Raw genomic sequence first — 11,566 nt, forward strand, 5'->3', positions numbered from 1 at the left:
AAATAATGATCAAAAAATTATCTCTTTTTTGGAAAATTGTTCAAAAATAGATTATTCATCAAGGATTCAGTAGCATTTTTTTAATCCTATGTTATATATACCAGAGTTTAAAGCACTCTTTGCATTTACTTGAGAAAGCATGTTTCAGTTTATCCAACAGCAAACCGAATTGGTTGATGTTCTTCAACAAATGGATCAATGTTCAACTTATGGACTTGATACAGAATTTATTAAGGTTGATACCCTTTGGCCTAAACTTGGAGTATGTCAAGTCAATGTCAACGGAAATGTATATTTGCTGGATGGAGTGTCTTTAGATTTAAGCGAGTTTTGGAAAAAAATCTTTCTTGCTCAACAAAATATTTTTCATGCATGTGGTGAAGATATTGATTTAATCTATCACTATGCCGATGAACAAAACCTATTAAATGTTTTTGATACTCAAGTTGGATTATCCTTTTTGGGACATGGTTTACAAGTAAGTTATCAAGGTGCATTAAAGCTTTGTTTAGAGATTGATATTGAAAAGGACCAGACTCGATCAGACTGGTTGGCACGTCCTTTATCTCCGCAACAGCTATGTTATGCGGCAAATGATGTTTTATACCTTATGCAATTGGCTAACCATATTAAAGATCAGCTCAAACAAAAAGGGCTTTATGAGTATGTTCTTGAGGATTGTAGTAGTTTAACCAAAGAAATTATTAGTGAAACACCAACCCCGTTGTTATATACAGATGTGGGCAATTATCGTCATTCACGTCGTCAATTAATGCAATTGCAAAATTTAAGTGAGTGGCGTGAAGAGGTGGTTAGAGCAACAAACCAGCCACGTAGTTTTATCCTTAGAAATTCGACGATGATTGATTTAGTCGAAAAAAATCCACGCAATAGTTTCCAATTATCTCAAGTAAAAGATATTCGTCCGAATGTTGTTCGTGAATACGGCAAGGTTATTCTTGATCTTTTAAAAGACTTACCTGTTGAAGGGCACTGGCCAGCTAAAATTGCTAAACCTTTTAAAATTACATCCAAAGAAACCCTGAATAAAATGGATGCATTGATTGCTAAAACGATAGAACAAACCTCTATACCTAAAGAAGTTTTACTACGTAAGAAATGGTTAAATGCGATTCATCAGCATGTGCTTACTAAAGGTGATGAACAGGATCTCCCAGATTATTTATTGGGTTGGCGCTATGAGCTTTTAACTAAGCCGCTTATTCAGTTATTTAAAGAAGAGAAAGCCAGCCTTTTATTTTAGGTTTAGGTATTAAGAAAAATTTTCAGTTAAATTGAATTTTAAGATTCAAAATAACTTATCTGATTAATAACTGATCAGTTGGTGTTCGTTAATATAACTTTAAAATAAAGTCATTTAATAAGTTAGTCTTTATAAGATTAACTTTTTGTTTAGTTTGAGTTTACATTTTACTGATTTTATAAAGTTTAAATTATAAAAAGATAATTTAATCTTAATTATAGAAAGTCATGCTGAATTAAATTAACTTTATTAGTGAGAAAAATTCAATTGTGTATATATACAGGTCTGTATATTCTTGGTAGCAAGAAAAACAATTTCAAAATAAACAATATATAACTATAAGTTTGTTTCGGTGCAGAAATATAGAGGCCTTCTCGGGGAGAGGAGGCCTCTAATTTTATATATGGAGGCTCTGTACACGACAAAAATAGATAACTCATTGAAATAATGTCACAATAATTGTTTTCTAACGACGAATACTATGACACATCTCAATGAGTTATATCTTATCTTAAACAAATCTCTAAAATGGAACAAGTCACATTTAAAGTGCTTTGCGCTCATCATGCTTGTGATTATTTTAAAGCAAACATGTAATCTTTCTTCTGCATCTAAAGCCTTGCCCATCAAGTGTTTACCACAATCATTTTATCGACGTATGCAGCGCTTCTTTGCAGGTCAGTATTTTGATTATCGTCAAATTTCTCAGTTGATTTTCAATATGTTTTCATTCGACCAAGTGCAACTGACTTTAGATAGAACCAATTGGAAATGGGGAAAACGAAATATTAATATCCTGATGCTCGCAATCGTTTATCGTGGAATAGCGATACCTATCCTTTGGACATTGCTTAATAAACGTGGAAATTCAGATACGAAAGAGCGTATTGCTTTGATTCAACGCTTTATAGCCATTTTGGTAAAGACCGTATTGTGAATGTGTTCGCAGACAGAGAGTTTATCGGTGAGCAGTGGTTTACATGGTTAATTGAACAAGACATCAACTTCTGCATTCGTGTTAAAAAACTTCATTGTCACCAATCATTTAGGAAAGAATCATAAAATTAGTGATTTATTTCGCCATCTTAAAGTTGGTCAAATTGAATGTCGTAAACGACGGATTTTGGTTGGTCGGGTGAAACTATATATAAGTGCACTACAGTTAGAAAATGGAGAGCTTTTACTCGTCGTTTCTCCTCAGTTTAATGCCAATGCTATTCAGGATTATGCATTACGCTGGGAAATTGAAACCTTATTCAGTTGTCTCAAAGGACGCGGGTTTAATCTTGAAAATACGCGCTTGACAGACCCTAGACGAGTGAAAAAATTGATTGCGGTGTTAGCTATAAGCTTCTGTTGGTGTTACTTAACGGGTGAATGGCAACATAATCAAAAAAAAGCGATAAAAATAAAGAAGCATGGACGACTCTCAATGAGTTTATTTCGCTATGGTTTAGACTATGTTCAAATGGCGATTCAGCGTTTAATTGGTTTTGGGAAAAAAGAAGAGTTTAAGGAAATTTTGGCAATTTTAAGAAAGCAGAATCCTGATAGGATAAGGGTTCTGTGAAATTTGTCGTGTACATAGAAAAAAGCCATAAAAAAGGCAATCAACCAACGCTGAAAACTCCAAACTTTAGACACGGTAGGATCCTCATATTTACCTATTAGGAATGCTAAGATTAAAGTTAGGTTTAAGGTCAAGCTTTTTTAAAAAATGACCGATGAATGGAAAAATGATTAGTCAGAGATTAGGAAGTTAATGATTCAGGTAAATTATAAAGAAAGCATGATGACATGCTTTCTTTATAAGATTTACATTAATTAGCACCGCACTAAATCATTATTTCAAATGCTTTTGAAGTTCAGATCCAGCTTGTGATAACGCAGTTTTCACAGATGGTTCATTGCTTAATGGATTTAAAAGACCATAGTCATGAATCAAACCGTTATAACGAGTTACAGTCACTGGAACACCAGCTTTATCTAAGTTACGGCCAAAAGCTTCACCTTCATCACGCAATACATCTAATTCAGCTGTTTGAATTAATGTAGGTGGGAAGTCTTTTAACTGTTCGCTTGTAGCACGAAGTGGTGATGCCAAAATATTGTTGCGATCATTGGCATTGGTTGTGTAGTTGTCCCAGAACCATTTCATCATGTTCTTAGTCAAGAAGTATCCTTTTTCATACTGATTGTAAGACGCATTGTCGAAACCAGCATTGGTAACAGGCCATAACATTACGTTGTAACGCACTTTTGGACCGCCAGATTGTTTAATCTGAAGGGCAACAGCAGCCACCATGTTGCCGCCAACGCTATTACCTACTAAAGCTAGACGGCTACCATCAACACCAATTTCTTTACCATGTTTAGCGACCCATTTGGTTGCTTCATATGACTGATTAATTGCTACAGGGAAATGAGCTTCTGGGGAAGGCGTATAGTTCACGTATACAGCCGCTGCACCAGACTCACGAACTAAATCACGAATTAAGCGTTCATGGGTAGCAAAGTCACCTAACACCCAACCGCCACCATGAAAGAACATGAATACAGGAAGAACGCCTTTAGCATTTTCTGGTTTAACAATTTTTAGCTGAATGCTTTGACCATTTATTTGAATAGTTTTATCTGAAACTTGTGCTGGTGGTAGTTTTGCTCCTTTTTGTGCGCCGATTAAAACTTGACGAGCTTCGGTTGGCGTCATCAATTCCATTGGTTTACCGTTACCCGAATTGAGTACGTCTAGGAATGCTTGTACACCCGCAGTTGGAGCAGGAGTATTGATAGCTTCAGCTGAAACAGCTGTAGTGAAAAGAGCAGATGTTAATAAAGCTGTTGCGATTTTCATGGTGAAAACTCACTTTAAGTTAAAAATTTGAAATACAACTTTGAGCCAAGGCTTTTCGTCCAAGATCAAGCTGGTTCTATCGAAAGCTCAGTTCAATAAATATCTTGTGTATATAATACTTGCACGCAAGATACTTATGGTCAAGAATTATTTATAATAATTTTTAGATAATTTTATTTTTTGGTCTAAACATGAAAGAAAACAAGATATTAGGTGATCAACTCTGTTTTTCGCTTTATTCAGTAGCAAATGCACTTACGCGGCAGTATCGTCCATTACTTAAAGATTTCGATTTAACTTACCCTCAGTTCATCGTTCTTTTAGCTCTTTACGAAGAAGATGATATTTCCCTAAAAGAACTCGGTGAAAAGACCTTATTTGACTCAGGCACCTTAACGCCGTTGGTTCAAAAACTTGAAGCAAAAGGGTTTTTGAAGAGGGTATCAATCAAAGAAGATGAGCGGGTAAAAAAAGTAATATTGACGGACAAAGCTTTAGAGATAAAAGAAAAAGTGATTGATCTACCCAATCAGTTGCGATGTTCAATGCATATGAATGATGAGGAGCTGACTATGCTGAGAAAGCTTTCTTTGAAATTATTGGAAGATTTATAAAGTTTTCTTTAACTGAAAATAATTTTTATCTGCAAATAGTTTAAAGCTTTAAACTTTAAAAAAAGAGGCATCTGAAGGCCTCTTTTTTACTTAAAAAATTAATGAATACAACTCTTTAAATAGGAGAATAATAAAAGGTATTGACATTAAAGTTAGCTTTAATCTTAAAGTAAAGCCATACTGAATGAGGTCATTCCAATGAAAGTGTTCGAAAAATTAGTATTCCCAAATGGCTCATATGTTCCTAACCGTATTGCTAAAGCAGCAATGGAAGAAAACATGGCTGATTTAAACCATGCACCATCAGAAGAATTAATGCGTTTATATCAGGCTTGGGCAAATGGTGGCGTAGGTCTAATCATTACCGGAAATGTAATGGTAGACCGCCGAGCGATGACTGGACCGGGCGGCGTAGTGCTTGAAGATGAAAAGCATCTAGATACTTTTAAAAAATGGGCACAAATTGGGCGCTCAAAAGGCGCTCAGATGTGGCTTCAAATTAACCATCCGGGTCGCCAAATGCAAGCCAATCTTGGTCAGCAGACGTGGGCACCATCCGCTATTTCACTTGATCTTGGCAAAATGTCAAATCGCTTTAACACGCCAATCGAAATGACGGAATCTATGATTGCAGAGGTGATTCAGCGTTTTGCAAACACGGCGCGTTTAGGTGAAAAAGCAGGGTTTACCGGTGTAGAAATTCATGCAGCGCATGGTTATTTATTAAGTCAGTTTCTTTCTCCACTGAGTAATAAACGCCAAGATCAATGGGGTGGTTCTTTAGAAAACCGCGCTCGCATTTTAATTGAGATTGTTGAAGCTGTTCGTAAGGTGGTTTCGCCTCAGTTTACTGTTGCAGTGAAACTAAATTCAGCCGATTTCCAACGTGGTGGGTTTAGCGCTGAAGATGCTCAACAAGTGGTTAAAATGTTAAATGAGCATGCAGTCGATTTGGTTGAACTTTCAGGTGGTAGCTATGAAGCACCTGCAATGCAAGGTCAAGCACGTGATGGCCGTACACTTGCTCGTGAAGCTTACTTTTTAGAATTTGCGCAAGAGATTCGTAAAGTTGCCAAAATGCCTGTTATGGTGACAGGTGGGATACGCCGTAAACAAGTGGCAGAGAAAGTGATTGAAAGTGGTGTAGATATGGTCGGTATTGCCACAGCTTTAGCCATTGAACCTAATTTGCCAAATGCTTGGAAACAAGGCCAGAATCTTACTCCTGAGTTAAAACCAATTACTTGGAAGAACAAAACACTTGCTTCACTTGCCAATATGGCTGTGGTCAAATTCCAGTTACGTAATTTAAGCGCAGGTAAAAAAACAAAACCAAATGTTTCACCAGCTTGGGCTTTAATTTTGCAACAATCAGCTATGTCATGCCGTACTCGTCAATACAAAAAAGGCATGCGTGACTATTCATTTGCTTCTTAATAAGTGAGTTGTGTTATGACAAATGTGAACGATTCAAACTGGATAATTTATGGAGCAAATGGCTACACGGGCGAGTTAATCGCTCGTGAAGCTGTACGCCAAGGTCTAAAACCAACTTTGGCTGGTCGTAACAAAGCTAAGGTTGAAGCACTTGCTCAAGAGTTGGGGCTTGGTTATAAGGCTTTTGGACTCGATAACGTGGATGCGGTAAGTGAACAACTCCAAGGCTTTAAACTGGTCATGCACTGTGCAGGGCCATTTTCCGCGACATCGAAACCCATGATGGAAGCTTGTATAAAGGCAGGTGCTCACTATCTAGATATTACGGGCGAAATCTCAGTATTTGAGTTAGCACAGTCACTTAACAGCCAAGCCGAAAAAGCCGATATTGTGCTTTGTCCGGGTGTTGGTTTTGATGTGATTCCGACAGATTGCGTTGCCGCTGCGCTCAAAGAAGCTCTGCCAGATGCGACCCATTTGGCGCTTGGTTTTGACTCAAAAACAGGGCTTTCACCGGGTACTGCAAAAACAAGTACAGAAGGTATGGCCGAAGGCGGCAAAATTCGTAAAAACGGAAAAATTACCACTGTTCCATTAGCACATTATGTCCGTACTATCGATTTCGGTGATGGTAAAAAAAGTGCTATGAGCGTTCCGTGGGGAGATGTATCTACAGCGTTTTATACAACGGGTATTCCAAACATTGAAGTATTTGTTCCTGCGCCTCCCAAAATGATTTTTGGTGCGAAAATGATGAACTGCTTCCGCCCTGTATTAAAACTCAATGCCGTCCAAAAGTTTATTAAATCACGTATTGAAAAAACGGTTGTTGGACCAAATGAGGAACTCCGCGCGAAAGTACCCACCTATGTTTGGGGAGAAGCAAGAAATACGCGTGGGGAAATAAAAACCGCCCGCATCCAAACGGAAAACGCTTATAGCCTTACCGTAAATGGGTCATTGACTGTGGTGAATTATTTACTCAACAATACCGTTAAAGGCGGTACATATACACCTGCAAAACTGATGGGTTATAAGCTAGTGACCGAGTTACCGGGTTCTGGTCCGCTGGTCATTAATTAAAAGCTTTTATTAAAACAGCATGTTTATAGATCGTCCCGAATAAGGAGTCATTCTTGTTCGGGGAATTTATAAATATTTCAAAAGAATACAGTGCATAAGTATAAGAAAAACAGAAAACAAAATACTCCATAAGAAATCATATAAATTGAATATACTAAAAACGATAAATTTTTTATAACAAAGGAATGAGAATAATGAGAAAACTCATACTATTTCTACATGCATCGCTTGACAGTTTTGTTGAAGGGCCAAATGGGGCAATGGATATAGGTTGGATTGCTTACGATGCCGATTTGGCAAATCATGCAAATAAAATCTTGAACTCTGCTGATACGGTAATTTGGGGACGTGCGACATACAAGATGATGCATAATTATTGGCCAGCTATGCTTTCAAACCCAGAAGCTTCAGAGCATGAACGAAATCATGCAGAATGGATTGAAAAGACAGAGAAAATCGTTTTTTCAACCACATTAGATACAGTTGAATGGAATAATTCCCGACTCGTAAAAGACCATGTTGAAGAAGAAATTAATAAACTCAAACAGCAACCGGGTAAGGATATGGTGATTTTGGGTAGTCCACGGTTCGCGCACTATCTGATGCAACTTGGTTTAATTGATGAATATAAAATTACAGTTTCGCCCGTGCTGCTTGGTAGTGGCTTGCCACTATTTCAAGGTATTGAGCAAAAGACCAGTCTTAAACTTATTGAAAATAAAACGTTTGCTTCTGGAGCTATCGGTCTTCACTATCAAAAGATAAGCTGATTTTTTCTATAACATGTATATAAAAAAACGAATTACTGATTAATTCTGTAATTCGTTTTTTAAATTTATGAAATGCTACTTAATCGCTTGAATTACTTGGTTGATAACAATACGTATCATAGTTTCAATGTGAGAAGCCTTAACTCCTTTTGAACTTAAAAACTAGGGTGTTTTTACCTTGTCAAAATACAGATTCATAAGACGTTCTGCATTTTGCTCACATGTAATTTCATCAGGTTTGTTGTTGATTGCATCAATCATGGTATGTAAGTTTTGCTTACTGATTTTTAGCTTTTGTTCTAAAAGCTCTATTTCCTGAATTTTGGTTTCAATCGTTTGAATAAGGGCATCATGGTCCCAAACAGCAACTTTCGAGGGCAAAAATGCTTTAATTTCTGCTAAAGAAAACCCGACTTGCTGAGCTTGCTGAATTAAAGAAAGTTGTTTCAAATCGTTATCGGTATATTCACGATAGCCATTCGATTTCCTTTTGGCTTTGGGTAAGAGTTTGATTTGCTCGTAATAACGAATTGTAGGGGTACTTAAACCACTTAGTTTTGATAACTCGCTAATATTCATAGCCACATACTCTCTTGACATTCAAGCTAACTTTAGACTTATAGTAACATAAAAGCAAGGTTCATAACTTTACCAAGCACACGTTTTCAGTAACAACTTTCTATGCTTTGATTGATAAAAGATAGAACTATAAAGAAGAATGAGGTGAGAAAATGTCTAAACGTATATTACACATCGTGACCAATGTTTCACGCTATAAGGATGTAGATCAACAAACAGGACTGTGGTTAGGTGAGCTCACCCATGCTTATGATGAGTTTGAAAAGCAAGGCTATATACAAGATATTGTGAGTCCAAATGGTGGAAAAACTCCAATTGAACCAAAATCGCTTGTGCCTTTGGTGGCGGATAAATCTGTTAAAGACCGAGAAAAAGATCAAGCTTTTATTACGCTGCTGGCAAATACTTTTAAGCCTTCCGATATTAATTGGCAAGATTATGACGTGATCTACTATACGGGTGGTCACGGTGTGATGTGGGATTTTTTAGATAACCCTGAACTGCAAGAAATCACCAAAAATATTTATGAAAAAGGCGGTATTGTTTCAAGTGTTTGTCATGGTTATTGCGGTTTACTCAATGTCAGACTTTCAAATGGTGAACGACTTATAAAAGGCAAAAAGTTAACAGGCTTTGCATGGAGTGAAGAAGTTTTGGCAGGGGTGGCAAAAAAAGTGCCATATAATGCCGAAGAGTTAGCGAAAGAATATGGTGCTCGTTATGAAAAGGCTTTTATTCCTTTTGCACCATACGTGGTTCAAGACGGTAAGTTAATTACGGGGCAAAACCCGTTTTCAGCTAAAAAGACGGCTTTAGCGATAATAGAAGAGCTAGAAAAGTCATAATTTAATGATTCAAATATAAACCCTAAAAGCAAAACAGCGATGGGCTTGCTTTTAGGGTTTTAAATAAATGGATTGGTGCAAAAATTAAGCTTAAGGAACAATCACAAAATCAGGGTTTGCTATTGCAAAAACTGCTTCACGGTCTGCCACTGGTGGATAAATCCATACAGTATTAATTTCCTGTTTAATTTTTTTCGCTTCTTTACGCACAAATTGAACTTGTCGATCCCAACCTTCGGTATAAAGTGCGCCCCAAGGACCTAAGTCAACACAAGTGACATACTTTGGTTGGCTGTATGGATGAAGTGGTAAATCAACCAATTCTGCCGCAGCGTTATAACCCGCCACACGGCCTAAGCTCATAGCATGCTGGCACGACATCACATTAAAATTGCCTAAATCATCGGTTGGAACTTTTACAGTGTCACCAGTCACAAAAATGTTTTTTGCTTCAGGTGCATGTAAATAAGTATCCCCAATCAAACGACCTAAATTATCTTTTTCACCAGCAATTTGAGAGGTGAGTGGATTAGCCCGCATACCGGCAGTCCAAATCACGGTCTCTGTTTCAATTTTTTCGCCGTTAGAAAGCGTTACGCCAGTGGCATCTAGCGCAGTAACTCTTAGCCCAGCTTTACCTTCAACACCGAGTTCGCTAAGGGCTTCTCGAATAACACTAGCAGCTTGGTCGCCCATTGCTGCACCAATTTCTGTTGAGGAGTCAACCAAAACCACACGGACATCAGTTTCACCTAAAATGCTACGCAAACGTTCAGGCATTTCGGTCACGGTTTCTAACCCAGTAAGACCACCACCAGCAACGACTACAGTATTACGAGCTGCATTTGCAGGTCTAGTGGCTAAGTTTTTAAGATGATGATCTAGTTTTTCAGCATCTTCTAATGTATTTACGCTAAATCCATATTCTTTTAGACCTGGTATAGGTGGCATAAAAGTCGTACTTCCAGTTGCCAGAACAAAACGGTCATAGCTTAAATTTTGTTTGTTACCATCGGTGGTTGCAACTTCGATGGTCTGTTGGTTTGAATCAATTTTATTTACCCAACCTGCCAGAAATTTAACTCCCACCACACTTAATAACTCTGAAATATCAGGGTTCATGTTTTCAAGCACGGCCTCATAAAGACGAGGACGAATCCCGACATTTGGACTAGGGGAAACCATCATCACTTCAATGTTTTGTTCTTGTGATGCTAAATGGATTGCTCTTTGTGCAGCGAGTGCAGCCCATAAACCTGCAAAGCCAGAACCAGCAATAATAATACGCTTACTCATTGGATTATCCTTTTGATCGATTTTTCGGACAACACGTTCCAGCTCATCATAAAATTTAGGGTGAGCGAATCCATTCTCTGATTGTCCGAAAAAATCTGAGAAGGCGTTTAAAACGGATTAGGGATGTTTTACTTTAGTATTTGAGGGTTATTAGCTCATTAGTCGGGAGTATCCCGCGATATTTTACTTTTCCGCATTTTTGCTGTTCTTCCTTCAATGCGTTCATTGATCCAACCATTTACATCACTAAAAAATACGTCGGGGGCATAACGGCCAAAACGGTCTGCAATATCGCCAAGTGTATGAGCACCTAATGCGTCTCGCATAGCTTTTTCGGCTTGTAGCATGACAGCATGTACGGCACACACACCACTGGTTGCCCAATCTGGTGGGGCATTGTTAAAGACTGCACATTTACCGCGAACTTCTTGACACTCAAAAAGCGGTTTTTCACCCTCAATTGCATTCACGATATCTAAAAAGCTGATTTCGTGAGCAGATCGAGCCAGTAAATAGCCGCCGCGAACACCTTCTTGTGCAACTACAAGTCCTGCCTTTTCAAGTTTAGGAAAAATCTTAGCCATAAAACTCGGAGAGACTCCTTGTAATTCAGCAAGATCCTTACTACTCAAAGGTTTATCTTCATTGTTCACAAGAAAAAGAAGACAGTGAATCGCATACTCGACGCTACTAGTGATATAAGCCATTTAATTTCATAATTGATCAACTATAAACACAGACTAATGTAGTCTGCGTTTTAAGTCAATAATAAAACTAGGATAAAGTTAGTCCTAGTTTTATTTGGAAGTGGTATTGAGGCTAGA

The 11,566-nt window shown here is 37.7% G+C and carries 10 protein-coding genes and 1 pseudogene; 7 read left to right on the plus strand and 4 right to left on the minus strand.

Going from position 1 to position 11,566, the window contains the following annotated elements:
• Positions 1-139 precede the first annotated feature (139 nt).
• Positions 140-1,264 (plus strand): ribonuclease D, encoded by a 1,125-nt coding sequence (locus tag EGT34_RS00560; RefSeq protein ID WP_000486125.1) that lies wholly within the window; start codon positions 140-142, stop codon positions 1,262-1,264.
• 481 nt (positions 1,265-1,745) lie between these two features.
• Positions 1,746-2,834: pseudogene (locus EGT34_RS00565) on the plus strand (IS4-like element ISAba1 family transposase).
• Positions 2,835-3,107: 273 nt separating this feature from the next.
• On the opposite strand, the gene EGT34_RS00570 reads toward EGT34_RS00565, so the two are convergent.
• On the minus strand, positions 3,108-4,118 hold the full coding sequence (locus tag EGT34_RS00570) for an alpha/beta hydrolase (protein WP_024437356.1): 1,011 nt from the start codon (positions 4,116-4,118) through the stop codon (positions 3,108-3,110).
• Between the two features lie 191 nt (positions 4,119-4,309).
• Here EGT34_RS00570 and EGT34_RS00575 point away from each other — a divergent pair, with 191 nt between their 5' ends.
• The 4 genes from EGT34_RS00575 to EGT34_RS00590 all read left to right on the plus strand — a co-directional run bounded on the left by EGT34_RS00575 (position 4,310) and on the right by EGT34_RS00590 (position 8,022).
• Positions 4,310-4,732, plus strand: coding sequence for a MarR family winged helix-turn-helix transcriptional regulator (locus EGT34_RS00575; RefSeq protein WP_024437357.1), 423 nt, complete (start codon positions 4,310-4,312; stop codon positions 4,730-4,732).
• Positions 4,733-4,930: 198 nt separating this feature from the next.
• The gene (locus tag EGT34_RS00580; protein WP_000862286.1) at positions 4,931-6,169 is read left to right on the plus strand and encodes an NADH:flavin oxidoreductase/NADH oxidase family protein; all 1,239 of its coding nucleotides are present in this window, start codon (positions 4,931-4,933) and stop codon (positions 6,167-6,169) included.
• Between the two features lie 15 nt (positions 6,170-6,184).
• Positions 6,185-7,252 carry a saccharopine dehydrogenase family protein gene (locus EGT34_RS00585; RefSeq protein ID WP_024437358.1) on the plus strand — a complete coding sequence of 356 codons (1,068 nt, stop codon included), beginning with the start codon at positions 6,185-6,187 and terminating at the stop codon, positions 7,250-7,252.
• A gap of 194 nt (positions 7,253-7,446) precedes the next feature.
• Complete coding sequence (locus EGT34_RS00590) at positions 7,447-8,022, plus strand: dihydrofolate reductase family protein (RefSeq protein ID WP_024437359.1); 576 nt, start codon at positions 7,447-7,449, stop codon at positions 8,020-8,022.
• A 162-nt stretch (positions 8,023-8,184) separates the two neighbouring features.
• On the opposite strand, the gene EGT34_RS00595 is transcribed toward EGT34_RS00590, so the two are convergent.
• Positions 8,185-8,601, minus strand: a complete 417-nt coding sequence (locus tag EGT34_RS00595; protein WP_001026785.1) for a MerR family transcriptional regulator — start codon at positions 8,599-8,601, stop codon at positions 8,185-8,187.
• 152 nt (positions 8,602-8,753) lie between these two features.
• On the opposite strand from EGT34_RS00595, the gene EGT34_RS00600 reads away from it, so the two are divergent.
• Positions 8,754-9,446 (plus strand): type 1 glutamine amidotransferase domain-containing protein, encoded by a 693-nt coding sequence (locus tag EGT34_RS00600; RefSeq protein WP_000044203.1) that lies wholly within the window; start codon positions 8,754-8,756, stop codon positions 9,444-9,446.
• A 90-nt stretch (positions 9,447-9,536) separates the two neighbouring features.
• Here the strand turns inward: EGT34_RS00600 and EGT34_RS00605 are convergent, their stop codons facing one another.
• Both EGT34_RS00605 and EGT34_RS00610 read right to left on the minus strand, forming a co-directional pair.
• Positions 9,537-10,742, minus strand: a complete 1,206-nt coding sequence (locus EGT34_RS00605) for an NAD(P)/FAD-dependent oxidoreductase (RefSeq protein WP_024437361.1) — start codon at positions 10,740-10,742, stop codon at positions 9,537-9,539.
• A 158-nt stretch (positions 10,743-10,900) separates the two neighbouring features.
• A complete protein-coding gene (locus tag EGT34_RS00610) occupies positions 10,901-11,449 on the minus strand; it encodes an RrF2 family transcriptional regulator (protein ID WP_000323486.1) in 549 nt (182 codons plus the stop codon).
• Between the last annotated feature and the right edge of the window lie 117 nt (positions 11,450-11,566).

Source organism: Acinetobacter sp. FDAARGOS_558 (assembly GCF_003937785.1).
Taxonomy (GTDB): Bacteria; Pseudomonadota; Gammaproteobacteria; order Pseudomonadales; family Moraxellaceae; genus Acinetobacter; species Acinetobacter baumannii.